Below are 25,750 nucleotides of genomic sequence, written 5' to 3' on the forward strand. Positions count from 1 at the left end.
TCCGCCCTGCCGTCGGGACTCGCCGGCGGCAGGCAGCGGCGGTTCCTCCACCGGCCCACCGGCCCACCGGCCCAGCGGCAGGAACGAGAACAGCTCGCCACCGATGTCCGGTGACGAGCTGTTCTCACTACTCATCCAGCTGGTGGGCGATACTGGGTTTGAACCAGTGACCTCTTCCGTGTCAAGGAAGCGCGCTCCCACTGCGCCAATCGCCCGAGTCTCTGTCTTACGAGGTGGGGACGGGATTTGAACCCGCGTACACGGCTTTGCAGGCCGTTGCCTCGCCTCTCGGCCACCCCACCGAGGTTGCCCCCGTCATGCGTGGCGGCATCTCCGAGCGGACGACGGGACTCGAACCCGCGACCCTCACCTTGGCAAGGTGATGCGCTACCAACTGCGCTACGTCCGCACGCCATCGGTGTTCCCCGGTGACGGATGGGAACTCTAGCCGAGGTGGCGAGCCGTTGCCAACTCGGGGTGCTCAGTCGGCGCGTCCCTACCCCGTTCGACCGGTTCGGTCACGACTGGGCCGTACGTCGCAGCCGGCCGGGCATCCTAGGAGACTGGTCCAGTCGCCGGCGGTCCGCCGACCGGCGAACGGCGCCGACCGAAAGCCTGGGCGAAGTGTCCGCCTTCCGACTCTTTGACAAGCCGATCAACGCTCGGCGGTAACTGCCCGTGTTCATCCGGATGGGTTACGGTAACCGGCGTGATGAGACGTGCGGCCGAGATCCGCCTGGATGCCCTGCTGCGCACGGCCTGCGACGTGATCGCTGAACGCGGTCTGGCCAATACCCGGACGGCCGACGTCGCGCAGGCCGCCGGGGTGAGCCAGGCCCTTGTCTTCTACCACTTCGCCACCAAGGAAAGGCTGCTCGCCCAGGCCTTCGAGTACGCGGTCGAGCAGGACCTGGCCCGCCTGGACGCGGTGGTCCGCTCCCCCGCCCCACCGCTGACCAAGCTGCGCCGGATCCTCAAGCTCTACACCCCGGCGGGGCGCCCGACCTCCTGGTCCATGTGGATCGACGGATGGTCGGAGTCGCTGCGTACCCCCGAACTGGAACGAGTCTCCCGCCGGCTGGACCTGCGCTGGCGGGAGGACCTCGCCACGGTCATCGCCGACGGCGTACGCGATGGCACCTTCGAGTGCGCCGACCCGGCCGGGGCGGCCTGGCGGATCAGCGCAGTGATGGACGGCCTGGCGGTTCAGCTGGCGGTGCACGACCGGGTGATCTCCCGGCGGCAGTTCACCGAGTGGGTCCGCCTGGTCACCGTCCGCGAGTTGGGCCTGGACCCGGCCGAGCTGGACTGATCGAGCAGCCCCACGTGGGAAGACCGGGCATAGCCGCTCGGTCCGCCCCGGGTGGCCGCGACAATCGGCCTCATGGACCTGCTGGAGAGCTATCGCCGCAGCCTGGCCGACTTTATCGACCGGGTCGAGCGGGTCAGCCCCCGGCAGTGGTCGGCGCGGACGCCCTGCCCGGACTGGGATGTCCGTACGCTGGTCAACCACGTGGTGAACGAGGCCCGGTGGAGCGTTCCGCTGTTCGCCGGCCGCACCGTCGCGGAGGTCGGTGACCGCTTCGACGGCGACCAGCTCGGCGACGATCCGATCGCGGCCGCCCGGGAGGCCGCGTCGCAGGCCGAGATCGCGGCGTCCCACCCCGGCGCGCTGGCGCGCAGCGTCCACCTCTCCTCCGGCGACCTCCCGGCGACCGAGTACCTGCATCAGCTCCTCGCCGAGCACCTCGTCCACGGCTGGGACCTGGCTGTCGCCATCGGCGACGACCCCCGGCTGGACGCCGACGCGGTCCGGGAGTGCGCGAGATGGTTCGCGACGCACGCCGGCGACTACCAGCGCGTCCAGCTGACCCGGCTCGGTGTGGAGGTGCCCGCCGACGCCGACGCGCAGGACCGCCTGATCGCCGCCTTCGGCCGCGACCCGCGCTGGACGCGGGCCGGCTGAACCACCCACCGGGCACCGGGCCGATTATCACCACGAGGTTGATGCGGTGTTCGCCTTCAGCCGCCCCACCGCCGGGCAGGACGTGGCCAGCCGGCACAGCACGCGTAGCGCTCACGCGAGGACGACTCGCACCGCGGGCCGCCCCTCGCGGGGTCGGCCCCGGGCCGCCGCCGGGTCGTTCTGCGACTCCACACGGAGACCTGCCTGTCAGGTGACGCTCCCACCAGCGGAAATGGACGTAGGCCCATAGCCACCGCGACACTGGATCGTTTCACACCGGGATGTACGGGATAAGTTTCCGCGCCGCCGATGCGGCGAGGCGTCGTGCGAACGGGTGGGGCGGGAACATGAGTCAGCAAGGCCGCGTCAACCGGTCAGCCTTCCGTGGTGACATCGAAGGCCTGCGGGCTCTGGCAGTGCTGCTCGTCCTCGTGGGTCACACCGATCTCGCGGCCCTACCCGGCGGCTTCGTCGGCGTGGACGTCTTTTTCGTCATCTCGGGCTTCCTGATCACCGGTCTGCTCGTGAAGGAGTTGTCGGAGACCGGCCGGATCTCAATCGCCGGCTTCTACGCCCGCCGGGCCCGCCGGCTCCTTCCGGCCGCGGCCGTGGTCCTCGTCGCCAGCCTGCTACTGGCGTACCTCTTCCTTCCCCGGTTGCGGTGGTCGAGCACGGGCTGGGACGTCGTCGCCAGCGGGCTGTACGCGATGAACTGGCGGCTGGCTGAACAGTCGGTCGACTACCTGCAGTCAGACGAGGCACCGAGCATCCTGCAACACTTCTGGTCGCTTGCCGTCGAGGAACAGTTCTACCTGGTCTGGCCGATGCTGCTGGTAGGTGTCACGTGGACGCTCTTCCGGCGCGTCCGCCGCACCGGACCGGCCAGCCGGCGCCGCTTCGAGCGACGCCTGCTGATTGGACTCGCGATGGTGGCCCTCCCGTCGCTGGCCTGGTCGATCCACCTGTCCCAGAGCAACCCCGCCCAGTCGTACTTCCACAGCACCACGAGGATGTGGGAGCTCGCGCTCGGCGGCGGTCTGGCCATCCTCAGTCACCACCTGACCCGGCTACCACGCCCGCTCGCTGTGGGACTCGGCTGGGGCGGCGTTGGCGCGATCATCGTTGCCGGACTGGCCATCACACCTGACCTGGCGTTCCCCGGTTATGTCGCCCTGCTGCCCACCCTCGGCGCCGCGGCCGTGATCGCCGCCGGGCCGGCCGCCGGCCGCGCCGGCCCGACAGCGCTGCTCGGCCTGGCCCCGATTCGCCTCATCGGGGCGCTCTCGTACTCGTTGTACCTGTGGCACTGGCCGCTGCTGGTGGCCGCCGAGGCGCAGTTCGGCGAACTGGCCCCGGCGCAGGCTGCCGTGGTGGTGGCGCTCTCGGTCGTGCCGGCCGCGCTCACGTACCGGCTCGTCGAGAACCCCGCCCGCTTCTCGCTCCGCCTTCCCCACCAGGCCGCCAAACTCGCGGCGGTGGCCACCGGCATACCCGTCGTCGCGGCCATCCTGTTCCAGCTGACCGTCTGGCCGCCGGCGCGGTCTCCGGCCGATCTGACGACGGTCATGCCGCCGCTGGCCGTGACCGGCTCCGCCGAGGCAACTCAGCCGAACTTCGGCGCAGGAGCTCTCGGCGACGATCCACGGGGCAGCGCCGCCGGCGAGCCGGTCGACCGGGTGGAGACGATGACGCCGGACGCCCTCGCCGCCCGGGAGGACTTGCCGGCGACGTACCGCGGGCGGTGCCTGCTCCAGGTGACGGAGGCAGCGTTGAAGGCGTGCGTGTACGGCGATCCGAACTCGAGCTTCAAGGTCGTGCTCGCCGGTGACTCGCACGCCGCGCACTGGCTGCCGGCGCTGCAGCCCGTGGCCGTGGCGAACAACTGGCGGTTGGTCACGCACATCAAGGGCAGCTGCCCCGTACTGAGCGAGCCGATTCTCTACCGGAGCAAGGCCTTCGACACCTGCACCGAGTGGAACGAAAAGTTGCGGAGCGCACTGACCGGACCCGAGCGCCCTCAGCTGCTCATTCTGTCCAGCCTCACCTACGACCCTGCGCCGGGCGGCCAGGTGCTCACCGGCGCCGCAGCCGAGCGGGCCCGGATCCAGGCCATGCGCGACACGTGGACGCAGTACGCACAGGCTGGTCTGCGGGTCCTGGTGATTCGGGACGTGCCCTACCCCGGCATCGACGTACCTGAGTGCGTCTCAGAGAACCGCACCAAGCTCAGCCGCTGCGCTGTCCCGAGGGAGGAGGCGTTGCGCCTGAGCGAACCGCAGGTCGAGGCCGCCAAGGGCGTGAAGGGCGTACGCCTACTCGACTTCACCGACTCGATCTGCCCCGCGCAACGATGCGCCCCGGTCATCGGCGGCGTGCTGATCTATCGGGACGAGGGACATCTCACCGCGACGTACGCGCGCAGCCTGGCCCCCCGGCTACGGGACGCTCTGCGCAGCGAGCTCGAATGAACTGAAAGAACCGGCGTGCCGCTCCGGGCCTTGCCGCCCCGCCCACCTCCTGGTATTCACAGATGCACATGCGTGCGCATGCACGGCCGGCGGGGTGCCGGTCGGTCGCTCCACGAGGAGGTCCCGTGCCACACCCGGAGTGGTCACCTTGGATGAGCCGGCGGCGCCGCCGGCTCATCCCCGTCCTGGCGGCGACCGCGGTGGTCGCCGCGCTGCTGCCCACCGGCGTCAGCTCCGCCGCGCCGGCCGGCGGCGCCGCCCCCGCGGAGCGCCGCTCCGGTCCCTTCGCCGAGGGATACCAGCACGCCGATGTGGACAACCGCGCCGGCAGCGCCGCGCCCGACGCCCGCCAGCGTGGACTCGCCCGCAAGGCCGACCCGGACGTACGGTGGAACAAGCTGGGCACCCCGCACTCGCTCGGCCCCGGCGCCGCCCCGCTCGCCAGCGGCCTGCCCGCCGAGCCGGAGGCCGCCGCCCGCGCGTACCTCGCCGACAACCGTGACCTGTTCGGGCTGGACGCCGCGGCGGTGGCCGACCTGGAGCGGGTGCTGGTCCGCCCGATCGGCAGCGGCGCGGTGGTCACCCTCCGGCAGCGCTTCGGCGACCTTCCCGCCGGGTACGACGGCCTGGTCACGCTCGCCGTCAGCAAGGGCAAGGTGCTCTCGGTCAGCTCGTCGCTGTCCCGGGACGCCGCGACGCCCACCCCGGCCACCCTCAGCGAGGAGCAGGCGTACAAGGCCGCGCTCGCCGACGCCGGCCTGGACGCCGCCGCGGTGGCCAGCCACAGCGTCCGCACGGTCGCGGTGCCGACGCCGCTGGAGGGCCCGCGCAGCGCGTACGAGGTGACGCTCATCGGGTCGGACACCGATCACCCGGCGGCGTTCACCACCTACATCGACGGCATCACCGGGAAGGTGCTGGTCCGGGAGGACCTGGTCGACTTCGACTCGGAGAACCCCAGCTGGGCGGTCTTCCCGGCCACCCCGCCACGCGACCTCGGCCCGGGGAAGGACCCGCGGGTCCGCTGGTGCGCCGACCCGGCGCCGGGCTGCCGGGAGTCGTACCGCGACCCGGCGACCGGCAACGCGTGGGACATCGACGCGGCCACCGACACGCCGACGTTCACCTCGCGCGGCAACTCGGCCAACACGGTGGTCTCCTGGGGCGCCGGCAACCCGATGGTGCCCGCCACGACCAGCCCGGAGCGGCGGTACGAGTACCCGTTCACCGACCAGTGGCACCAGGCGAAGTGCAACCCGGAGGTGTTCACCTCGGCACAGCGCAACGACACCGACGCCGCGATCGGCAACCTCTTCGCCATGCACAACCGGATGCACGACTGGGCGTACCAGCTGGGCTTCACCGAGTCGGCGTGGAACCTGCAGGCGGTCAACCTGACCCCGGACGGTCTGGGCGGCGACGCCGAGCAGGGCCGGGCCCAGCAGGGCGCGCTGAGCGGCAACCGCAACAACGCCAACCAGGGCACCCCGCGCGACGGCCTGCCGCCGACCACCAACATGTACCTGTGGCAGCCGCAGGCCGGCGGTCCGTACCCGCCCTGCGTCGACGGCGACTACGACATGACCGTGATCGGTCACGAGTACACCCATGCCATCAGCAACCGGATGATCGCCGGCCCGGACAGCGGGATCGGCGGCCACCAGGGTGGATCGATGGGTGAGTCGTGGAGCGACCTGCTCGCGACCGAGTTCCTGTTCCAGCACGGCCTCCGGGCGCCCGGTGAGACGCCGTTCATCGTCGGCGGATACGTCACCGGCAACCTGGTGAGCGGCATCCGCAACTACGACCTCAGCCGCAGCCCGCTGAACTACTCCGACGTGGGCTACAACACCGGCGGCCCGGCCGTGCACGCCGACGGGGAGATCTGGGGCGCCACCAATTACCGGGTCCGCTCCGCGATGGTCAAGCGGTACGGCCTCGGCACGCCGAAGCTCCAGCTGGAGTGCGCGCAGGGCAAGGTGCCGGCGGACCGGTGCCCGGGCAACCGGCGCTGGTCGCAGCTGGTCTTCGACTCGTTCCTACTTCAGGCGGCGAGCCAGGTGAGCATGCTCGACATGCGCGACAACATGCTCACCGCCGACCTGCTGCGCTTCGACGGGGCGAACCAGGACCTGATCTGGGCCGAGTTCGCCCGCTCCGGCATGGGCCGGGACGCCGTCACCAACGGCGCCTCCGACACCGACCCCACGCCGAGCTTCGCCTCGCCGAACGGCGGCAACGCGACGTTCAAGCTGCGTCCGCGCGGGGAGAGCGCCGACGCGCCGATCCGGCTCTACGTCGGGGCGTACGAGGCCCGAGCCATGCCGATCGCGGACACCGACCCGGCGACGCCGCTGGGCGACACCGTCGATTTGGTGGCCGGCACGTACGACCTGATCGCGGTGGCGCCCGGCTTCGGGCACCAGCGGATGCGCGTGAACGCCAAGGCCGGCCCCAAGGCGCGGCACCTCGACCTGAAGCTCGACCGTAACCTCGCGTCCACCGCGTCCGGCGCCACGGTCAGCGGTGACGGGGTCAACCTCGACCGGATCGCCGACGACACCGAGGCGACGAACTGGGCCTCGCGCGACGGGGTGGCCGGCAAGCAGGTCACCGTGGCGCTGCCCGGCGACAAGCCGCACGTGGTGAAGCGGGTGAACGTCAGCGCCATGCTGCGCCCGGCCATCGGTGGGGACGCCGACGCGGGCAACCAGAACGCGCTCAGCTCGCTGCGCTCGTTCGCGGTGCTGGCCTGCAACGCGAAGAAGGCCGATTGCACGAACTCGGCGAACTTCAAGCGCGTCTACACGAGCAAGAACGACGCGTTCCCGGGCGGGGCGTACCGGGCGTACACCCGGGACATCAACCTCCGCGAGTTCCGGGTGCCCACCACCCTCGCCACCCACCTGCGGCTGGAGGTCCTGGCGAGCCAGTGCACGGGCGGGCCGGCGTACGCCGGTGAGCAGGACAACGACCCGGCGACCACGACCGACTGCGCGACCGCGAGCCCGGCGCGCGACCAGGTCCGGATCGCCGAGTTCCAGGTGTTCTCGAAGTGAGCACCGCCGGGGCCGGCCCACGGGCCGGCCCCGGCCCCGACGAGCGGCCCCGTCACGACCGTGGCGGGGCCGGTTCGTTGCCGGCTCTCGGCAATTACCGCTCGTGGTGGTGCCGTCCGGGCGGGGCCGTCCCGGGCCGCCGGCGGTTTGGCAGAATCGGCGGGTGTCCGAGCTCAACAGCACCTTCGTCCGGCTGCACGCGCGTCTAACCCCGGTGCCGTTCGTTCCCGAGGTGCGGCTGCACCAGGCGGACGAGCCGATCGGGCTCTGGGAACTGACCGAGGGTGAGTTCCGCAGCGACCAGCCGCCGCCCTTCTGGGCCTTCGCCTGGGCGGGCGGGCAGGCGCTCGCCCGCTACGTGACCGACCACCCCGAGCTGGTCGCCGGCCGCCGGGTGCTCGACCTCGCGTCCGGCTCCGGGCTCGTCGCGATCGCCGCCGCGCGGGCGGGCGCGACCGCCGTCCGCGCGGTCGAGGTCGACGAACTGGCGGTCGCGGCGGTCGCGCTCAACGCCGAAGCCAACGGGGTACGCGTCGACGCCGAGTTCGGCGACATCCTTGACGGCGACGCCGCAGGGGCGGAGGTGGTGCTCGCCGGGGACGTCTTCTACAGCGAGGAGATGGCCCGGCGGATGCTGCGGTTCCTGCTCCGCGCCGCCCGGGCCGGGGCGCGCGTGCTGGTCGGCGACCCCGGGCGGGCGTTCCTGCCCCGCGACCGCTTCGACGAGCTCGCCGCGTACGACGTCCCGGTGCCACCGGCGTTGGAGAGCGTCCCGGTCAAGCGCACCACGGTGTGGGAGCTGCGACCCGGCCGGCCGAAGGCCGACGGCTAGCGAGCGGGATCCGGCCGCCTGACGAAAGTCAGGTGCGGGTGATGCCGTTCGGGCGCGGCTGAGCGCGCACCCGAACGCCTAGCGTCGGCGCATGATCACATTACGTGGGTTGACGAAGCGGTTCGGGCGTACCACCGCCGTCGACGCCCTGACCGTCGACATCGCACCCGGCCGGGTCACCGGGTTCCTCGGCCCGAACGGCGCCGGCAAGTCCACCACCATGCGGATGATCCTCGGACTCGACCGGCCGGCTGCCGGCCAGGCGCTGATCGGCGGGCGCGCGTACCGGGACCTCCGGCACCCGCTGTTCGAGGTCGGCGCGTTGCTGGATGCCAAGGCCATCCACCCGGCCCGCTCCGGGCGGGCACACCTGCTGGCCACGGCCCGCAGCAACGGCATCCCGGCGCGCCGGGTCGACGAGGTGCTCGCCACCGTCGGGTTGGACGACCGCGCGGCCGCCAAGCCCGGGCGTACCCTCTCGCTCGGCATGGGCCAGCGGCTCGGCATCGCCGCCGCACTGCTCGGCGACCCGCCGGTGCTGATGTTCGACGAGCCGGTCAACGGGCTCGACCCGGACGGGGTGCGCTGGGTACGACAGCTCATGCGCCTCCTCGCCGAGCAGGGACGGACCGTCTTCGTCTCCAGCCACCTCATGACCGAGATGCAGCTCACCGCCGACCAGTTGGTCGTGATCGGGCGCGGGCGGCTGCTCGCCGACGCACCGATCGAGGAGGTCATCGCGGGAAGCGCGGGCGCGGTGCGCGTTCGCAGCCCGCAGCCGGACGGGCTGGCCACGCTGGCGGACCGGCTCACGGCGGCCGGCGCCACCGTCGAACCGGCCGGGCCCGACGCACTGGCCGTCACCGGCTCCACCGTCGATCGGGTCGGCGACCTGGCGTACGAGTTGGGCGTACGGCTGCACGAACTCAGCCCACACGACGCGTCACTGGAACGGGCGTTCATGGAACTGACCGCCGACAGCGTCGAGTACGCCGGCGTCCCCGGTCCGGAAGGAGAGACCCGATGACCGCCACCCGCATCCGGCCCACCACCCGCTCGGCCGGTTTCGGCGGTACCGTCGCCGCCGAGTGGACCAAGCTCTGGTCGGTACGCAGCACCTGGTGGACGTTGCTCGCCGCGGTGCTGGTGACCGCGGCGACCGCGGGGCAGCTGGCCATCTACGCGGCCAACGCGAACACCAACGACGACCCGGCCGACGACCGTGGGATCGTCACCGTCGGCAGCATCGTCATCGGCTCGATGGAGCTCACCCAGTACGCCGTGCTCGCGCTCGGGCTGCTCGTCGTCACCAGCGAGTTCACCAGCGGAACCATCCGTACGACGTTGCAGTGCACGCCGTCGCGCGGCCGCGTACTGCTGGCGAAGGCCGTCGTGACCGTGGCGGTGACGTTCCCGCTCGGCCTGCTGCTCGGCGGAGTCGGCGTGCTGGTGGCCGGGCCGGTGCTCGACGAGTGGGGCAGCGCTCCGATGGCGGGCACCCTGCGCGACCTGCTGGCGGTCTCCGCCTACCTGGCGTTGGTCGGGGTGCTGGCCCTCGGGCTGGGCGCGGCGCTACGCAGCGCGGTGCTCAGCCTGATCGTGCTCGTCGCCACCCTGATGATCGTGCCGCTGTCGCTTCAGGAGCCGGACATCACCCTGCTCAACCGGATCGCGGACGGCTTCCCCGGCGTCGCGGGCGGGCACTTCCTGGCGGGCGACACCGAGCCCTACCGAGCGGTGTGGGGCTTACTGCTGCTGGCCGGTTGGGCGGTCGCCGCGCTCGTGCTCGGCCGGGCCGCACTGCGCCGCCGCGACGCCTGAGCCGGCGGACCGGAACATCGGATTCGCCCGGGCGGCAACCTTTTGGATCGTGAGCACCGTTCAACCGCGTGTCGTCACACCACGTTCGTCGCTTCCTCGCCGTCCTCTCGTTACTGACGCTTTCCGCGTCGACCGCCTGCGCGGACGGGGCTCGGCCCGCCGCCGGCAGCCCGCCGGTCTCCGGTGGGCCGAGCCAGTCCGCGCCGCCGTCGCCCGCGACAACGCTCTCCGGTCCGCCCGCGAGCCCGTCCGCCCCGCCCGCGCCCAAGACGTTGGCCTGGTACCTCGCCCAGGTGCCGGCCTTCCCCCCGGCGCGGCCGCCGCAGCGGGTGCAGCTGACCCCGGGTCCCTCGGTTCCCCTCTGGTTCCGGGTGCCCACCGACCAGAAGGTCGCCTTCATCACCATCGACGACGGTGCGCTGGCCCGCCCACCCGCGGTGATCGACTTCATCCGCGAGGCGCACATCCCGGTCACCATGTTCCTGAACTCTCCCGCCGCTGCCGCGCACCCCGACTACTTCAAGCAGATCGAGGCGGCGGGCGGAATGATCGAGAACCACACCATCTCGCACACCTCGCTGCCCGGCCGGTCGTACGCCTACCAGAAGCACGAGATCTGCGGAGCGGCCGACAAGCTGGAGCAACTGTTCGGCAAGCGACCGACGTTGTTCCGCCCGCCGTTCGGCAGCCGCGACGCGAACACCCTGAAGGCCGCCCGCGACTGCGGCATGATCGCGGCCCTGCACTGGCGCGAGACCGTCGACAAGGGAAAGGTGCGCTACCAGACCCCGACGAAGGTAGTCAAGCCCGGCGACATCATGCTGATGCACTTCCGGCCGGCACTCATGGATGACCTACTCGGAGCGCTGCGGGCGATCCACAAGTCCGGGCTCACTCCGGCATTGCTGACGGACTACATCCAGTGACGGACCCGGCCGCCGCCGCTCACTGCCCGACCAGCCCCGCCTCGTAGGCGATGATCGCGGCCTGCACCCGGTTGCGTACCTCGAGCCGGGTGAAGATGCTGGTCAGGTACGTCTTCACCGTCCCCTCGACCAGGTGGAGCCGGCGGGCGATCTCGGCGTTGGACAGGCCCGCCCCGACCAGTCCCAGCACCTCCCGCTCCCGCTCGGTGAGCGCGGCCGTCCGGTCCCGGGCCGCCGGACGCCGGGCCAACCGTTCGCCACCCAGGTCGATCACCCGGCGTGCCACCCGCGGCGACAGGTACGCCCCGCCGTCGGCGACCGCGTGCACCCCGGCGATCAGCTCGCGCGGGTCACCTGCCTTCAGCAGGAAGCCGCTCGCCCCGTGCCCGAGCGCCCGGGCGATGTGGTCGTCCTCGCCGAACGTGGTGAGCATGACCGCTGCCGTCTGCGGCACCAGGCGGCGGATCTCCGCTGCCGCGTTCAGCCCGTCCAGCTTGGGCATGCGGATGTCCAGCAGGGCGACCTGGGGCCGGTGCGCCCGGACCAGCTCGACGGCAGCGCGGCCGTCACCCGCCTCGGCGACCACCTCGATGGTCGGATCGGTGGCCAGGATCGCCCGTACGCCGGCGCGGATCATCGCCTCGTCGTCGGCGAGCACCACCCGGACCGGCGCTGCCACGTCAGTTGTCACTGGTCGATCCGCTCCTTGCTGACGAGCCGATTTCCGGCGAAGCAGAGCCGCCACGTCGGCTGGGCGAGGGGAAAGTTCCCGTCCGTGTAGTACTCGCACCCGTCCCGGTCGGCGCCCGTCGGCCGGTCGAGCTGCCGGTGCGGCAGCCCCGGCAGGTCGGCACGCGACGCACCCACCCGCAACCCGTCGAAGGCCGCCCGGTCGAGCACCGTTCCGGCCGTCGCCACCGGGTAGTAGACGAGCGAGAGCACCAGCGCGAAACCGGCCGGGGCGCCCAGCGCCGCCAGCAGGCTGCGCCGGACCCGCCGCCGGGCGTCCTGGAGCCGCCGCTCCGCCTCGGTCGGCGCCTGCGCCGGCCGCACACGGTCCGGCGCGAGCCCCTCGCCGTCCATCGGCCACCTCGACGGGGACACCGGAGCCGACGCGTCGACGGGGGCACCGGGCTCCGGTCCCTGCCCGTCCCGTGGCCGCACGGGCAGCCGGGCCCGCACGGCGAAGCCACCGTCGTCGCGGGGACCGGCGTCGAGCGTGCCGCCGGCGAGGCGTACCCGCTCGGCGAGCGCCAGCAGGCCGCTGCCGTGCGACGGCGGACCGGGCAGCGGACCGGCCGGTGGCGGGGCGTTGACCACGGCCACCTCGATCCGGTCACCCGCCCGGGCGAGGCTGACGGTCACCGCTGCGCCCGGCGCGTACCGGGCCGCGTTCGTCAGCGCCTCGCGGACCACGCGGTGCGCGGCGTGGCCGACCACCGTGGGCAGCTCGTCCGCGTCGAACTCGGCGTCCAGCCGTACCGCGATCCCCGCCTCACGTGCGCCGTCGACCAGCTCGGCGACGCTCTCGTCGGCCGGCCGGGTGCCGGCGCCCTCCTCCCGGAGCAAACCGATGATCTCGTGCAGCCGCTCCGTCGCGGTAGCGACGCTGGCCCGCAGCTCGCCCGCCGCGACCCGGTGCCGGTCGTCGAGGTCCGCCGCGACCTCCAGGGCGGCCGCGCGCAGCGCGATCAGGCTGAGATCGTGACCCAGCGAGTCGTGCATCTCCTGCGCGATACGAGCCCGTTCCCGCAGCCGGATCCGCTCGGCCGCGCCGCGCTCCTCCCGGGCCGACGCCTCCGCGTGTCGGCGACCGGCCTCCACCAGCTCCTGCTGCTGCCGCCGGTACCGGCCGACCAGCCACGGGAAGACCCCGGCGAAGAGCAGCACCGAGGCGAGCAGGAACCAGGTGGCCGCCGCCGTGCCGAGCAACGCCAGGTTCAGCACCGTGCCGCCCGCCGCGATCAGCGCGAAGACGACGACGGCCGGGGCGGCGGCCGCACTGCGCCGGCCGACGAGGTAACTGAACACCGGGATGGCGAAGACGAAGTTGCCGTCGACCAGCGAACCGAGCACCACCAGCACCATTGCGACCAGCGGCCGACGCCGGCTCACGGCCACCGCCGTCGCGAGCATCAGCAGCTTGACCACCAGCAGTGGCAGCGCGTACCGGGGATGCGGCGGGGTGACGCCGGCGTAACCGACCGGCGCGGCGAGCACCGCGAAGAGCAGCACGTCCCGCACGACGGCGGTCCACCCCGCCACCGCGTGCCCGACCGCACGCTCCCACAGTCGGGGCCGGTGGCCCGGCGGGCCACCTTCCTCGCGGCGGTCCCGGACACCTCGCCAGCTGGTCACGGCGGCCAGGCTACCCACCGCCGACCTGCCCGGACACCGACGAAAGTCAGATGTTCAGCCGATCTCCTCGGCCCAGGCACGCCAGTCGTCCAGCACCCCGTGCAGCGCCGGGGTGAGCCAGCCCGGGGCCGAACGCCGGAACACGCCCGGGTCCATCGCGCCGGCACCGGCCGGCAGCGCGCCGAGCAGCTTCGGCACCAGATCACTGAGGTTCGTCCAGTGGACCAGCTCGGGCGCGGTGGGCCAGGCGCCGACGACCACCCCGGCCGGCACCGCGCGGCGGTCCAGCGCCTCCAGGGTGAGCGCCGTGTGGTTGAGCGTCCCCAGCCCGGCCCGGGCCACCACCACTACCGGGGCACCCAGTGAGACGGCCAGGTCCGCCACCGTCCACGGCTCGCCCGACGGGCGCAGCCCCATCGGCACGAGCAGCCCCCCGGCTCCCTCCACGAGCACCAGGTCGTGCTTCTCGGCCTCCTCGCGGACCGCGTCGACGGCCGTGTACAGCTCCAGCGGCTCCAGCTCGGCCACCCGGGCCGCGGTGAGCGGGGCCAGCGGATCGGGGTAGCTCGCCAGCGTCCGTCCGGTGAGCGGGGCGGCCAGCCGCTGCACCGCGTCCACGTCACCGGGCAACCCGGGGGCCGTACCCGTCTGGCCCGGTTTGACGACCGCCACCCGCAGGCCTGCGGCCTGGGCCGCGGCGGTGATCGCCGCGGTCACCACCGTCTTACCCACCCCGGTGTCGGTGCCGGTCACCACCACCGGTCCCTGCCACGGCTCGGTCTCTGGGCTCACGGCGCACACCCCACGACGACGTCCAGGGCGGCGACGCCCAGCCGTTGCGGTGCGGGGGCCGCCCGCTCGGCGCGGCGGTCGCGCGCATCCAGCAGGTTCGCCACCGTCACCCCCGTCGCCTCGTACGCCGGTCGCCACCGACCGCCTCCGCCGGCCGAAGTTACCACCCGCCGGGTCCCGCCCCGCGGATCCACTCGGCCCGTCCGGGGCCACCGTCACGCCCAGCGACCGGGCGTTACGCGGGGCGGAAGGCTTGTAGGGTGAGCGATGCCAGAGAATCCCCGGCGGTACGCAGTGGACCGCCCAAACGACGACCGCGCGCCGGCGCGGCACCGGAGGCGGACGGCGCTGCCGCCGCTGCCGGGCGGCCGGTCGACGACCGACGTCGAGCATGGCGAGATCGGGGGCTGAGTCCGGTGCCGGAGCTGCAGGGGCGAACGGTGACACTGCGACCGGCCACGGCCGCGGACGTGCCGGCACTGGCCGAGATCCGGGCCACGCCGGAGGTCCGGCGCTGGTGGCGCGGCGGCGACGACCTCGCCGCCGCCGTCGAGGCCGACATCGCCGACGAAACGACGACCGTCTACACCGTCCGTCGAGACGAGCAGGTGGTCGGCGCCATCCAGTGGTCCGCCGAGGAAGATCCGGACTACCGGCACGCCAGCCTCGACATTTTCCTCGCCCCGGACGTGCACGGTCTCGGGCTCGGCCCGGACGCGATCCGTGCGCTGGTGCGCCACCTCGTCGAGGCGCACGGCCACCACCGGTTCACCATCGACCCGGCCGCAAGAAACACCCAGGCGATCCGTGGTTACGCCAAGGTCGGCTTCCGCCCGGTGGGCGTGTTGCGCCGGTACGAGCGCGGCGAGGACGGACGTTGGCACGACGGGCTGCTGATGGAGCTGCTCGCCGACGAACTGGCCCACTGACGAGCCGTCTCCACGAAATCCTGGACGGTCCGTCCTGGCATACGGGCGTACGGTTGCTGGCCCGCCCCGGAACGCGCGACAGTACGCGACACCAGCGGTGCCATCGACGCCGCCGCTCCCCTGGATGATCCTGAGGAGAACGCGATGGCACTACGACTCGCTGAGGGCACCGCCTGGCCGGACACCCTCGCCCGTGCGGTGGCCGCCGTCCCGGAGTCGTTCGGCGCCGAGGTCGACGGTGTGTCCAGCCTGCACAACCTGATCGAGGGCGACTGGCGCGCCGTCGGCGCACCCATCCCGGTCCGGACCCCGGTGGACAACACGGTCCTGATCAACCTGGCCCGGCTGGACGCGGAGAGCGCGCGGGCCGCCGTGAGCCACGCCGCCGCCGCGCACCGGACCTGGGCGCAGACGCCGCTCGCCGAGCGGAAGGCCCGGGTCATCGAGGCGCTGGACGCGCTCGGCGCGCACCGCGACCTGCTCGCCCTGCTGCTGGTCTGGGAGATCGGCAAGCCGTGGCGGCTCGCGTGCGCCGACGTCGACCGGGCGCTGGACGGCGTCCGCTGGTACGTCGGTGAGATCGACCGGATGCTCGCCGGTGGCCGGGAGGCGTTGACCGGGCCGGTCAGCAACATCGCCTCGTGGAACTACCCGATGAGCGTGCTCGTGCACGCCGAACTCGTGCAGCTGCTGGCCGGTAACGCGGTCATCGCCAAGACCCCGTCGCAGGGCGGCGCGGTCTGCCTCACCGTGGCGCACGCGCTGATGCGCCGGGCCGGGCTGCCCGCGACGCTGCTCTCCGGCGGCGGCGAGGAACTCTCCGAGGTCCTGGTGCGGGCACCGGAGATCGGCGCGGTGGCGTTCGTCGGCGGACGCTCCAACGGCGGGAAGGTGGCCGCCGCGCTGCTCGACTCCGACAAGCGCCACTTCATCGAGCAGGAAGGGTTGAACGCCTGGGGGATCTGGAACTTCTCCCAGTGGGACCTGCTGGCCGGGCACCTGAGGAAGGGCTTCGAGTACGGCAAGCAGCGCTGCACCGCGTACCCCCGGTTCGTGGTGCAGCGCGACCTGGTCGACGAGTTCCTCGACATGTACCTGCCGGTGGTCCGCTCGGTCCGGTTCGGGCATCCGCTCGCGGTCGAGGAGGACTGGCGGCCCGGCGACGCGCTGCCCGAACTGGACTTCGGGCCGCTGATCAGCGCCGGCAAGGCCGACGAGCTGCGCCGCAAGGTGGACGAGTCGGTACGGGGCGGGGCCGTGCCGCTGCACCGGGGCAAGCTGGACGGCGCGCCGTTCCTGGCCGGGCAGGACACCTCCGCGTACGTGGCGCCGGCGGTGCTGCTGGCCCCACCCGGTCGGTCCCGGCTCATGCACGCCGAGCCGTTCGGGCCGGTCGACACGATCGTCGTGGTCGACACCACCGACGAGCTGCTGGCCCAGATGAACGCGTCCAACGGCGCCCTGGTCGCCTCGCTCGCCTGCGACGACGAGGAGTTGGCCGGCAAGCTCGCGGTCGACCTCCAGGCGTTCAAGGTGGGCGTCAACAAGCCCCGCTCGCGTGGTGACCGGGAGGAGCCGTTCGGCGGCCGGGGCGCCTCCTGGAAGGGGGCGTTCGTCGGCGGCGACCTGCTCGTGCAGGCGGTCACGCAGGGCGGCGACGAGCGGCTGTACGGCAACTTCCCCGACTACAGCCGCTACCCCACCACCTGACCGGCGCGGTCAGCGGCAGGGTGAGCGTGAGGATCCCGCCGTCGACCTCGGTACGGACCGCACTGTTCAGTCGGTCCACGGTGCGCAGCATCGCGGTGTCGTCGGCCTGCACGTGCAGCACCAGCGCGGCGTACCCGGCCCGGTCGGCGTGACGCACCAGTCGGCGCAGCAGTGCCGAGCCGAGCCCGCGGCGCTGCCAGTCGTCACGTACCAGCAGTGCCACCTCGGCCTCGTCTCCCTCGCCGAGCAGGTTCGCCACGGCGACCACCGACTCCGCCGTACCGTCCGCGGTCACCGCGACCAGGGTCAGCCCTCGGGCGGGCTCCAGCAGCCGGCGTATCCGGGCTGGCGGTGGCGCGGCGGCGGCGCCGAGGTAGCGCCGGTACCGGCTGCGTTCCGAGCACCGCTCGTGCAGGTCGCGTACGCCGGGCAGGTCATCGGCGACCGACGGCCGTACGGAGACCTCGGCCCCGTCGGGCAGTACCAGGGTGACCTGCTCGGCCCGCCACCCGGGTCGGCGATCAGCATGGTGCCGCGCCCGATCCCGGCGACGGCGCCCGACGTCTCCGGCCGCCAGGTCACCGTGTCCGCGGCGAGCAGGGCGCGCAACGTCTCACCGGCCGCCTCCGGGTCGCGGACCAACCGGTTGGCCAGCCCGAGCACCCGGTGGGCTGGTCGGCGGGGATGTTGACCCCGCGCAGGGCGAGGCTCGCCGTGCGCACCGACAGGTAGCCCGGCCGGTCGTCCACGGTGGCTCGGATCCGCCACAACGTCATGGTTGGCTCCCTTCCCCGGGTACCACCCTCACCGGTGCCTGTTGCCGGCCGATTGCTCCGCCGTGACGTGTCACCTCCCCGAGGTGACGTGCGACACGCGCCGGCTCGACCGGAGGCCGTCGGGACCGGCGGGAGAACGCCACGGCAGGGCCCGGCCGGCCCTGCGGGGACCTCTTACTCATACGCTTTCGAGCTGATGTCGCGCACGCATCAGAGTCACGCACGCATCAGAGTCTTGACGCGTCAGCGCCGACACGTGATGTCACAGACGACTCAGCTCCAAAGCCTCCGTGGGGCTGAGCATCGCGCCTCGGCTGAGCGTCGCGCCTCGGCTGAGCATCGCCCCGAGGCGACGAGCCAGCGGTGCCGGCGGCGGCTCAGGCGGTCCCCGGGGGCTGGCCGACCAGGTCGAGCCGGTCGCCGAGGATCACGGCGCTGGCGCGCACCAGCTGCGCCAGCCGATCGACCTCGGTGGCGTGGAACGCGGCGGCGGTGAGCGGTTCGGTGTGCTCACGCGCCACCACCAGCACCAGCCCGGCCCGGCCGAACGGCGCGACCGCGTGGTGGGTGCCGCCGGGCGAGGACATCGAGCGGGCCCGCAACGGGGTCACCTCCGGCAGGGCGGGTGGTACGGGCGCACGCCAACTGGCGTGCGCCACGGTGGCCGCACCGCCGCCGGTGCGGGACGCCCAGTCCATCGGCACCATCGCGGCCACCGCCCAGTCGGCGGCGAGTAGTCCGGGAACCGCGTCGACCAGGGTGGCCAGCCCGTCGGCCGGGTTCGCCGCCACCTGGGCCAGCAGCTCGGCGTCCTGGCCGGTGGTGGTGGGCGCGCCGATCGCCCGCCACACCCCGTCCACCCGTACGCCGGGAATCGCCGCGAGCCCGGCGAGCAGCCGCTCGACGCGGGCCGCGCCCGGCCAGACGACGGTGAAGTCGTCGATGGCCCGCCCACCCAGCCGCTCCAGCACCACCACCTGGACGATGTCCGCCCCGGACACGCCCAACGTGCGGGCCACCTGGCCGAGGGTGCCGGGACGATCGGGAAGGGTGACCCGTACTCGCAGCAACATGTTCGTCCCTCCGCTCGGCGGGCCGGCGGTGAACGGCCGGCAGGCTGGCCCCCAGCCTGGCCAATGCCCATTTCGTCCCTGTTGCCACGGCATGTCCCCGAGGCAAAACCGGACCTTGACAACGTGAGTGAGCTGCCATCAACTAATCGGATGACCGATCCGGCCGGTGTCGACCTCGATCGGCTCGCCGACTACCTGGCCCGTCACCGCCCCGACCTGGCCGCCGGCCCGCCGCACGCCCGGCTGATCGCCGGCGGGAAGTCGAACCTCACCTATCTGCTGCACATCGGCGACCGCGAGCTCGTGCTGCGTCGTCCGCCGCTGGGGCACGTGCTGGCCACCGCGCATGACATGGCCCGGGAGTTCCGGGTGATCTCCGCGCTGGCGCCCACCGAGGTGCCGGTGCCGGGCGCGCTGCTGCACTGCCCCGATCCGGACGTGATCGGCGCGCCGTTCTACCTGATGGAGCGGATCACCGGCGAGGTCTACCGGACCCGGGCGCAGACCGATCCGCTCGGCGGGCGGCGGCGCCGCGAACTCGCGATGGCCATGATGGACACCCTCGCCGCGCTGCATCGGGTCGAGCCGGAGGCGGTCGGCCTGGCCGACTTCGGCCGCCCCGAGGGCTACCTGGAGCGGCAGGTACGCCGCTGGACGGGGCAGTTGGAGCGATCCCGCAGCCGGCCGCTGCCGGGCGTCGACGAGCTGCGTGACCGGCTGGCGGCGACCGTGCCGGCGAGCGCCAACGCCGGACGGATCGTGCACGGCGACTACCGGCTGGACAATCTCCTCGCCACCGTCGAGCCCGTGGCGGTCCGCGCCGTGCTCGACTGGGAGATGGCGACCCTCGGTGACCCCCTCGCGGATCTGGGGCTGTTGCTGACCTACTGGGACGTGCTGGGCGGCAGCGAGACGACCGAGGGCAACCCGGTCGCCGATGGTCTCGGTCCGCGGGCCGGTTTCCCGACCGGCACGGAACTGATCAAGCGGTACGCCGACCACAGCGGCGTCGACGTCGGTCCGCTGCACTGGCATGTCGCGCTGGGTTGTTTCAAGCTCGCGGTGATCTGCGAGGGCATCCACTACCGGCACACGCTCGGACAGACCCTCGGAGAGGGATTCGACCGGATCGGCGAGATGGTGGCGCCGCTGATCGCGTACGGGCTGACCGCCGCCGGGGAGCGCTGATGGATTTCGCGTACGACAGCCGCACCGAACACCTGCGGGCCGAGCTGACCGCGTTTCTGGAACAGCACGTCTACCCGGCCGAGGCGCTGCACGCCACGCAGGTGGCCGAGGCGGGCGACCCGTGGGCGCGTCCGCCGGTCATGGCGGAGCTGAAGGCCGAGGCGCGCAAGCGCGGGCTGTGGAACCTCTTCCTGCCCGACCGGCGATACGGCGCCGGGCTGACCAACCTCCAGTACGCGCCGCTGGCCGAGCTGACCGGGCGCAGCCCGCACCTGGCTCCCGAGGCGCTCAACTGCGCTGCGCCCGACACGGGCAACATGGAGCTGCTGGCCGAGTTCGGCTCCGAGCGGCAGCGGGAGCGCTGGTTGAGTCCGTTGCTGGAGGGGGAGATCCGCTCGGCGTTCTGCATGACCGAACCGGACGTCGCCTCGTCCGACGCCACCAACATCGCCACGCGGATCGTCCGGGACGGCGACCACTACGTCGTCAACGGTCGCAAGTGGTGGTCGTCGGGGGCGATGGATCCGGATTGCGCGGTCTTCATCGTGATGGGCAAGACCGACCCGGACGCCGACCGGCACCGGCAGCAGAGCATGGTGCTGGTGCCGCGGGACACTCCGGGCGTCTCCGTCCGGCGGGGCATGAGGGTGTTCGGCTACAGCGACGCGTCGCACGGCGGGCACGCCGAGATCGACTTCTCCGACGTACGGGTGCCGGTGGAGAACCTGGTCGGCGAGGAGGGCGGCGGCTTCGCCATCGCCCAGGCCCGGCTCGGCCCGGGACGGATCCACCACTGCATGCGCCTGGTCGGCATGGCGGAGCGGGCCCTCGAACTGCTCTGCCGCCGGGTCAGCGAGCGGGTCGCGTTCGGCCGGCCCCTCGCCGAGCAGGGCGTGGTGCGGGAATGGATCGCCGAGTCACGGGTCCGCATCGAGCAGGCCCGCCTGCTGGTGTTGAAGACCGCGTGGCTGATGGACACCGTCGGCAACAAGGGCGCCCACACCGAGATCCAGGCCATCAAGATCGCCACGCCGGCGATGGCCGAGTGGGTGATCGACAAGGCAATCCAGGCGTACGGTGCGGCCGGCGTCAGCCAGGACACGCCGCTGGCCGCCCTCTGGGCCGGCGCCCGGACCCTGCGTCTCGCCGACGGCCCCGACGAGGTGCACCGCGCCTCCCTGGCCAGACGTGAACTCCGCCGCCGGCCCTCCACGCACGCCTGACCCAGCCCACCTCGGCACCGCACACCCCGTCACCCGCCGCCGCTGATCATGAGGTTGGCGGTGCGGGAGCCCGGTTCGTCCCCGCCAACCTCATGATCATCTGGCGTTTCGCCGGAGGTTGCGGGGTCAGGCGGAGGTGCGGTGGACCAGGTGGGTGTCGAGCAGGACGTGGGGAGCGGGCAGGTCGTCGCCGCGGATGCGGGCGACCAGCAACCGGGCCATCTGCCGCCCCATCTCCTCCACCGGCTGGAAGACCGTGGTGAGCGGCGGGTCGGCCTGCCGGGCGATCGGGGCGTCGTCAAAGCCGACGACGGCCACGTCGTCCGGCACCCGGCGGCCCGCCTCGCGCAGCGCACGCAGCGCGCCGAACGCCATCAGGTCTGACGCGACGAAGACCGCGTCGACGTCCGGCCGGACCTCCAGCAGCCGGCGCATGGCGGCCGCCCCGCTCTCCTCGCTGAAGTCGCCGAACGCGACGAGGTCGGTGTCGATCCCGCCACGGGTCGCCGTGATCGCTTCGGTGTAGCCGGTCAGCCGGGCCAGGCCGGCGCCCATGTCCTGGGGACCGGCGATCGTGGCGATGCGCTGCCGCCCGCGTCCGGCCAGGTACTGCACGGCCTGCCGGGCGCCGCCCACGTTGTCCACGTCGACGAACCACGCCGGCCGCGCTCCCGGTCGCAGCATCCGGGCCGGCCGGCCGCCGAGCACGCTGGGCACGCCCCGCTCCTCGAGCAGGCCGGGAAGCGGGTCCGCGTCGTGCAGGGAGAGCAGGAGTACGCCGTCGACGTGCTGGTTGGTGAGGTGGTGCTCGACCCGCTCACGCTCGACCGCCGACTGCGCCATGGCCAGCCAGAGCTGCATCGGCGTCTGCAACAGCGCGGAGCTGATCCCGCGGACGATGGCCGCGAAGAACGGCTCGGTGAAGATGCGGTCCCCGGACTCGGAGACGACCAGCGCGACGGAGTCCGTACGCCGGGTGACCAGTGCCCGGGCCGCCCGGTTCGGCACGTACCCCAATTCGGCGATGGCCTGCTGCACCGCGGCCCGTGCCTCCGGACTCACCTGGGGGGATCCGTTGACCACGCGGGAGACCGTCCCGCGGCCGACGCCGGCGCGGGCGGCGACCGCGTCCAGGGTCGGCCGCCCGAGCGACCGGGTGCGCTGCGTTGTCATCGTCTGCTCCTCCGGCGGAGGACGACACCGGTGCCCACCCCGGTCGGGGTGGGCACCGCGCCGTCCGTTGGTGGCTGGCCCCTGCCTATTGTGCGGCCAGACCGTTGCCGTGGGATGACCTCGGTGTGCACCAGGTGGCCGCAGCCGGCCACCGCGGATCACACCGAACCGTCTCGAACACCCCGGTACCGCTCGGCGTCCGCCCCGGAGCGCCCCTGTGCAGCGGCCGCGTGGCGACCACCGGACCGGGTCACCAGCCTCGGAAGGAGCCTTCCATCCTGGCCTCGTTGACGAACTGTTTCCAGGCCTGCTGCTTGGTCGCCTCGCCGCTCTCGTACGCGCGCAGCGCCGGCTCCAGGGCGTTCTCCTTCACGGCCTGGTGCTTCGGGCCGAGGTGCAACGGCTGGATCCGCCGAACGCTCTCTCCGAAGATCTTCCCAGTCGGCGCGTTGTTGAAGTACTTGTTGGTGTAGCCGGTGAAATCGGCGTTCTGCAGCGCGTCCAGGTTGGTCGGCAGGGGGCCCTTGAGCTTGAACGCGGCGATCTGACTGTCGGCGCTGGTCAGGTACTCGGCGAGCTTCGCCGCCTCCTTCGGATACCGGCTCTGCGTCGGCACGCCGAGCCAGGAACCGCCCCAGTTGCCGGCGCCGCCGGGGACCGGCGCCACGTCCCACTTGCCGGCGTTCTTCGGTCCGGAGTTCTCCGCCACGACGCCGAGCATCCAGGAGGGGCAGAGCGTCGCGGCGAAGGTGCCCGTCTTGAAGCCGCTGGACCACTCCGGGGACCAGGTGGCCGCCGCGGCGCTGATCTTCGCGTCCGCCATGGCGATCGCAGTGTCCCAGGCGGCCTTCACCGACGGGCTGGTCTCGGCGACGATGTTGTCGCCGTCGTCGTAGAACAGGTCGCCGCCCTTCTGGTACATGACCGCGCTGGCCGCGGTGGTGACCGAGTCGAGCATCCCCTTGCCGGTCGCCTCGCGGTACTTCTCGCCGGTCTCGATGAACCCCGTCCAGTCCCGCCAGAGCGCCGCGACCTTGTCCCGCCTGGTCGGCAGCCCGGCGGCCGCGAAGAGGTCCCGGCGGTAACAGACCGCGAGGCTGCCCACGTCGGTGGGCAGGCCCAACAGGCTGCCGTTCGGGGTGACGCCCAGGTCGTACTTCCAGGCCAGGTAGTCGTTGCTGTGGTCGGCGACCAGGCCGCGGAGGTCGACCCAGTTGTCCGGCTCGACCTTGAACTCGTTGAGGATGCCCTCCTCGAGTGCGACCACGTCCCCCGCGCCCTCGCCGGTGGCGATCGCCTGTACGAGCTTCGGCCGGTAGTCGTTGAGTTGGGCGGTCTTCCGCAACTCGACCTTGATGCCGGTGTCCTTCTCGTACTGCTTGACGATCTCGTCGTAGCCGAACTCACCGAACGTGTCCACGACCAGCTTGGCGGGCTTCTCGCCGGCGGCGTCCTCGCCACAGGCCACGAGGCCGCTGAGCGCGGTGATCGCGGCCAGGGCGGCGGCCGTCAGCCGGACGCGCCGCATGGTGAGGCTCATCGGGACCCCTCTTTCGATGGTGAGGCTGGGTACGGGTGGTGGCGGATCCGCACCGGCCGCCGGGCCGGTGTGACGACCGGCGCCGGCAGTCGCGAGAGGACCGGGCCACCAGGGTGGAGCGCTCCCAGCGAGCGTGCTGACGAGATCCTCGCCTGTCAATGCTCGGGTGGGAGCGTTCCAACAAACGTTACCGTGCCCGGTGGAACCGGCCGCTCAGCGCCCACGGGCCACCAGGAACCGTCCCGGATCCACAGCCCTGAATCCGGGAGGCCGGCCGCGGCTCACGGCCCGAGGGTCAGCAGAAGCGGCGCAGCAACGTGCCGGCCCGCCCGGCGTCGAAGGCCACCGGGTCGAACGACTCCCCCGCCCACTCCCGCATCGACGCGTGCTCGGGGTGCGCCGGGTCGGCCAGCGCGGCGAGCAGCAGCTGGTAGCCGGCGACACCGCCGACGCCCTCCGGCGGGCAGGCCCGCTCCCCGTCGACGCAGGCCGGGTAGCGCTCCTCCGGGTCGGCGGTCAGCGCGTCCTCGATGACGACGTCGTGCTCCCACCAGTCGCCGAAGTCGTAGGTGTACTGGAACCGGCTGCCCTTGCCGAGCACCTCGTCCAGGCGTACGTCCAGCTCGTCATCGAGCGCCAGCTCGCCGTCCGGGTCGGGTTCGCCGTACTGGAGGCCGTCGATATCGAACGAGTGCAGACGACAGTCGCGCCACCCCATCGAGTGCTGGATCACCCGGTGCAGCCGGTCCAGGGTGTAGCCGGCCGGCACGAGCACCCGGCGCCAGACCGGTGGACGGACTCCGGTCAGAGAAATCCTCAGCTGGAAGATCTGGCGCGACATGCTGTCCCATCCTCCTCGGCATAGGCTGCGAGCATGATCTGCCGAGCGTGCCGAGCGAGACGGCACGACGACTGTCCGGGGCGGAACTGGTGCGACTGCCAGCACCGTACCCCCCGACCCACCCCTCCGGTCAGCGGTCCGGCCAGCGAATGAGCGTCGGAATCCCGATCGGTCGAATCTGGCCCGTACCGCCGGCGGAGTCGCTGACCGACGCCACGCTGACCGAGCTCTACGGGCGGGCCGACCAGCCACACCTGCGGGTGAACTTCGTGTCGAGCCTCGATGGCGCGGTGAGCGTGGACGGCTACTCGGCCGGCCTCTCGGGGGAGCCGGACAAGCGCGTCTTCGGCCTGCTCCGGATGCTCTGCGACGCGCTGGTGGTGGCCGCCGGCACGCTGCGGCACGAGGGCTACCGGGCGATACGGCTGGACGAGCGCCGGCGGGCCTGGCGGCGGGAGCAGGGCCTGCCCGAGTACCCGACACTGGTGGTCGTCTCCGGCTCACTCGACCTCGACCCCGCCCAGGCCGCGTTCGCCGACGCGCCGGTACGGCCGTTGGTGCTCACGCGCGCCGAGGCCGCACCGCCACCGGGGCTGACCGAGGTGGCCGAACTCGTCCGCTGCGGCACCGACCGGGTGGACCTCGCCGCGGGCCTCGCCGAGCTGCGCCGGCGCGGCCTCGACCAGTTGCTCTGCGAGGGCGGTCCGCAACTGTTCGGCGCGCTCACCGCCGCCGACCTGGTCGACGAGCTCTGCCTCACCGTCGCTCCACTGCTGGCCGGCGCGGGCCCCGGCCGGATCACCGCCGGCCTTCCCAGTCCGCCCCGGCGGCTGCCGCTGCGGCACGCGCTCGCCGCCGAGGACGGGACCCTCCTCCTGCGCTACGCCCGCGATCGCCTCGCACCCCACGACGCGCCGCCCGCTGCCGCCCGGTGACACCGGTCTCATGATCACCTGGCTGGCGTGGGGCGATGACGGCAGCGGTGAGCGGTGGGTACGGATGGTGGTGGCACTGTGACGCTCCGCTGGGCGGAGGGCGGACCGGCGTGGCGTACGCCGCGTCGCGTGGCAACCTG

22 protein-coding genes and 3 tRNA genes are annotated in these 25,750 nt (G+C 72.6%); 14 read left to right on the forward strand and 11 right to left on the reverse strand.

The window, feature by feature from the left end:
- Positions 1-140: 140 nt before the first annotated feature.
- The 3 genes from ABZS42_RS12755 to ABZS42_RS12765 all read right to left on the reverse strand — a co-directional run bounded on the left by ABZS42_RS12755 (position 141) and on the right by ABZS42_RS12765 (position 409).
- Positions 141-215, reverse strand: a tRNA-Val gene (locus ABZS42_RS12755).
- A gap of 16 nt (positions 216-231) precedes the next feature.
- Positions 232-302, reverse strand: a tRNA-Cys gene (locus ABZS42_RS12760).
- Between the two features lie 34 nt (positions 303-336).
- Positions 337-409 (reverse strand) — tRNA-Gly (locus ABZS42_RS12765).
- A gap of 300 nt (positions 410-709) precedes the next feature.
- Between ABZS42_RS12765 and ABZS42_RS12770 the strand changes: the two genes are divergently transcribed.
- The 8 genes from ABZS42_RS12770 to ABZS42_RS12805 all read left to right on the forward strand — a co-directional run bounded on the left by ABZS42_RS12770 (position 710) and on the right by ABZS42_RS12805 (position 11,072).
- A complete protein-coding gene (locus ABZS42_RS12770) occupies positions 710-1,312 on the forward strand; it encodes a TetR/AcrR family transcriptional regulator (RefSeq protein ID WP_355144626.1) in 603 nt (200 codons plus the stop codon).
- A gap of 72 nt (positions 1,313-1,384) precedes the next feature.
- Positions 1,385-1,966: a TIGR03086 family metal-binding protein gene (locus tag ABZS42_RS12775; RefSeq protein ID WP_355144628.1), complete on the forward strand. Its 582-nt coding sequence runs from the start codon at positions 1,385-1,387 to the stop codon at positions 1,964-1,966.
- A 347-nt stretch (positions 1,967-2,313) separates the two neighbouring features.
- Positions 2,314-4,434 (forward strand): acyltransferase family protein, encoded by a 2,121-nt coding sequence (locus ABZS42_RS12780; protein ID WP_355144630.1) that lies wholly within the window; start codon positions 2,314-2,316, stop codon positions 4,432-4,434.
- A 125-nt stretch (positions 4,435-4,559) separates the two neighbouring features.
- Positions 4,560-7,493 (forward strand): M36 family metallopeptidase, encoded by a 2,934-nt coding sequence (locus tag ABZS42_RS12785; RefSeq protein WP_355144632.1) that lies wholly within the window; start codon positions 4,560-4,562, stop codon positions 7,491-7,493.
- A gap of 163 nt (positions 7,494-7,656) precedes the next feature.
- Complete coding sequence (locus ABZS42_RS12790; protein WP_355144634.1) at positions 7,657-8,325, forward strand: 50S ribosomal protein L11 methyltransferase; 669 nt, start codon at positions 7,657-7,659, stop codon at positions 8,323-8,325.
- 91 nt (positions 8,326-8,416) lie between these two features.
- Positions 8,417-9,352, forward strand: coding sequence for an ATP-binding cassette domain-containing protein (locus tag ABZS42_RS12795; protein ID WP_355144636.1), 936 nt, complete (start codon positions 8,417-8,419; stop codon positions 9,350-9,352).
- Entirely contained in the window at positions 9,349-10,146 is a 798-nt protein-coding gene (locus ABZS42_RS12800) for an ABC transporter permease subunit (RefSeq protein WP_355144637.1), read from the forward strand. Before ABZS42_RS12795 ends, ABZS42_RS12800 begins: the two co-directional genes overlap by 4 nt.
- A 68-nt stretch (positions 10,147-10,214) precedes the next feature.
- Positions 10,215-11,072, forward strand: coding sequence for a polysaccharide deacetylase family protein (locus ABZS42_RS12805; protein WP_355144639.1), 858 nt, complete (start codon positions 10,215-10,217; stop codon positions 11,070-11,072).
- A 19-nt stretch (positions 11,073-11,091) separates the two neighbouring features.
- Here the strand turns inward: ABZS42_RS12805 and ABZS42_RS12810 are convergent, their stop codons facing one another.
- Genes ABZS42_RS12810 through bioD form a run of 3 tightly spaced genes read right to left on the reverse strand, consistent with a single transcriptional unit; the run spans position 11,092 to position 14,189 of the window.
- Complete coding sequence (locus ABZS42_RS12810; protein ID WP_355144641.1) at positions 11,092-11,763, reverse strand: response regulator transcription factor; 672 nt, start codon at positions 11,761-11,763, stop codon at positions 11,092-11,094.
- The gene (locus tag ABZS42_RS12815; RefSeq protein ID WP_355144643.1) at positions 11,760-13,430 is read right to left on the reverse strand and encodes a histidine kinase; all 1,671 of its coding nucleotides are present in this window, start codon (positions 13,428-13,430) and stop codon (positions 11,760-11,762) included. The genes ABZS42_RS12810 and ABZS42_RS12815 overlap by 4 nt, the downstream gene beginning before the upstream one ends.
- 54 nt (positions 13,431-13,484) lie before the next feature.
- Positions 13,485-14,189 carry a dethiobiotin synthase gene (bioD, locus tag ABZS42_RS12820; protein ID WP_355144751.1) on the reverse strand — a complete coding sequence of 235 codons (705 nt, stop codon included), beginning with the start codon at positions 14,187-14,189 and terminating at the stop codon, positions 13,485-13,487.
- A 473-nt stretch (positions 14,190-14,662) separates the two neighbouring features.
- On the opposite strand from bioD, the gene ABZS42_RS12825 reads away from it, so the two are divergent.
- Positions 14,663-15,151, forward strand: a complete 489-nt coding sequence (locus ABZS42_RS12825; protein ID WP_355144645.1) for a GNAT family protein — start codon at positions 14,663-14,665, stop codon at positions 15,149-15,151.
- Positions 15,152-15,295: 144 nt separating this feature from the next.
- Entirely contained in the window at positions 15,296-16,861 is a 1,566-nt protein-coding gene (locus tag ABZS42_RS12830) for an aldehyde dehydrogenase family protein (RefSeq protein ID WP_355144647.1), read from the forward strand.
- Here ABZS42_RS12830 and ABZS42_RS12835 read toward each other — a convergent pair.
- A complete protein-coding gene (locus tag ABZS42_RS12835) occupies positions 16,794-17,156 on the reverse strand; it encodes a GNAT family N-acetyltransferase (protein ID WP_355144649.1) in 363 nt (120 codons plus the stop codon). The genes ABZS42_RS12830 and ABZS42_RS12835 overlap by 68 nt on opposite strands.
- Before the next feature lie 114 nt (positions 17,157-17,270).
- Here ABZS42_RS12835 and ABZS42_RS12840 point away from each other — a divergent pair, with 114 nt between their 5' ends.
- Positions 17,271-17,552, forward strand: coding sequence for a hypothetical protein (locus ABZS42_RS12840; protein ID WP_355144651.1), 282 nt, complete (start codon positions 17,271-17,273; stop codon positions 17,550-17,552).
- Between the two features lie 462 nt (positions 17,553-18,014).
- Here the strand turns inward: ABZS42_RS12840 and ABZS42_RS12845 are convergent, their stop codons facing one another.
- Complete coding sequence (locus tag ABZS42_RS12845) at positions 18,015-18,710, reverse strand: amino acid-binding protein (protein ID WP_355144653.1); 696 nt, start codon at positions 18,708-18,710, stop codon at positions 18,015-18,017.
- Between the two features lie 150 nt (positions 18,711-18,860).
- Between ABZS42_RS12845 and ABZS42_RS12850 the strand changes: the two genes are divergently transcribed.
- Entirely contained in the window at positions 18,861-19,898 is a 1,038-nt protein-coding gene (locus ABZS42_RS12850) for a phosphotransferase family protein (RefSeq protein ID WP_355144655.1), read from the forward strand.
- A complete protein-coding gene (locus tag ABZS42_RS12855) occupies positions 19,898-21,121 on the forward strand; it encodes an acyl-CoA dehydrogenase family protein (RefSeq protein ID WP_355144657.1) in 1,224 nt (407 codons plus the stop codon). The genes ABZS42_RS12850 and ABZS42_RS12855 overlap by 1 nt, the downstream gene beginning before the upstream one ends.
- Before the next feature lie 126 nt (positions 21,122-21,247).
- On the opposite strand, the gene ABZS42_RS12860 is transcribed toward ABZS42_RS12855, so the two are convergent.
- The 3 genes from ABZS42_RS12860 to ABZS42_RS12870 all read right to left on the reverse strand — a co-directional run bounded on the left by ABZS42_RS12860 (position 21,248) and on the right by ABZS42_RS12870 (position 24,675).
- The gene (locus ABZS42_RS12860) at positions 21,248-22,294 is read right to left on the reverse strand and encodes a LacI family DNA-binding transcriptional regulator (RefSeq protein ID WP_355144659.1); all 1,047 of its coding nucleotides are present in this window, start codon (positions 22,292-22,294) and stop codon (positions 21,248-21,250) included.
- Positions 22,295-22,544: 250 nt separating this feature from the next.
- Complete coding sequence (locus ABZS42_RS12865; protein ID WP_355144661.1) at positions 22,545-23,834, reverse strand: extracellular solute-binding protein; 1,290 nt, start codon at positions 23,832-23,834, stop codon at positions 22,545-22,547.
- A 295-nt stretch (positions 23,835-24,129) separates the two neighbouring features.
- Entirely contained in the window at positions 24,130-24,675 is a 546-nt protein-coding gene (locus ABZS42_RS12870; protein WP_355144663.1) for a plasmid pRiA4b ORF-3 family protein, read from the reverse strand.
- Positions 24,676-24,824: 149 nt separating this feature from the next.
- On the opposite strand from ABZS42_RS12870, the gene ABZS42_RS12875 reads away from it, so the two are divergent.
- A complete protein-coding gene (locus ABZS42_RS12875; protein ID WP_355144665.1) occupies positions 24,825-25,610 on the forward strand; it encodes a pyrimidine reductase family protein in 786 nt (261 codons plus the stop codon).
- Positions 25,611-25,750 lie beyond the last annotated feature (140 nt).

Source organism: Micromonospora sp. NPDC005367, from assembly GCF_040606825.1.
GTDB lineage: Bacteria > Actinomycetota > Actinomycetes > Mycobacteriales > Micromonosporaceae > Micromonospora.

Bases quoted from the DNA above. Each gene is read 5' to 3' on its own strand.
- ABZS42_RS12860 (WP_355144659.1), bottom strand. From the start codon at position 22,294: ATGACAACGCAGCGCACCCGGTCGCTCGGGCGGCCGACCCTGGACGCG.
- ABZS42_RS12780 (WP_355144630.1), top strand. From the start codon at position 2,314: ATGAGTCAGCAAGGCCGCGTCAACCGGTCAGCCTTCCGTGGTGACATC.
- ABZS42_RS12850 (WP_355144655.1), top strand. From the start codon at position 18,861: ATGACCGATCCGGCCGGTGTCGACCTCGATCGGCTCGCCGACTACCTG.
- ABZS42_RS12865 (WP_355144661.1), bottom strand. From the start codon at position 23,834: ATGAGCCTCACCATGCGGCGCGTCCGGCTGACGGCCGCCGCCCTGGCC.
- ABZS42_RS12795 (WP_355144636.1), top strand. From the start codon at position 8,417: ATGATCACATTACGTGGGTTGACGAAGCGGTTCGGGCGTACCACCGCC.
- ABZS42_RS12855 (WP_355144657.1), top strand. From the start codon at position 19,898: ATGGATTTCGCGTACGACAGCCGCACCGAACACCTGCGGGCCGAGCTG.
- ABZS42_RS12870 (WP_355144663.1), bottom strand. From the start codon at position 24,675: ATGTCGCGCCAGATCTTCCAGCTGAGGATTTCTCTGACCGGAGTCCGT.
- ABZS42_RS12845 (WP_355144653.1), bottom strand. From the start codon at position 18,710: ATGTTGCTGCGAGTACGGGTCACCCTTCCCGATCGTCCCGGCACCCTC.
- ABZS42_RS12830 (WP_355144647.1), top strand. From the start codon at position 15,296: ATGGCACTACGACTCGCTGAGGGCACCGCCTGGCCGGACACCCTCGCC.
- ABZS42_RS12800 (WP_355144637.1), top strand. From the start codon at position 9,349: ATGACCGCCACCCGCATCCGGCCCACCACCCGCTCGGCCGGTTTCGGC.
- ABZS42_RS12775 (WP_355144628.1), top strand. From the start codon at position 1,385: ATGGACCTGCTGGAGAGCTATCGCCGCAGCCTGGCCGACTTTATCGAC.
- ABZS42_RS12875 (WP_355144665.1), top strand. From the start codon at position 24,825: ATGAGCGTCGGAATCCCGATCGGTCGAATCTGGCCCGTACCGCCGGCG.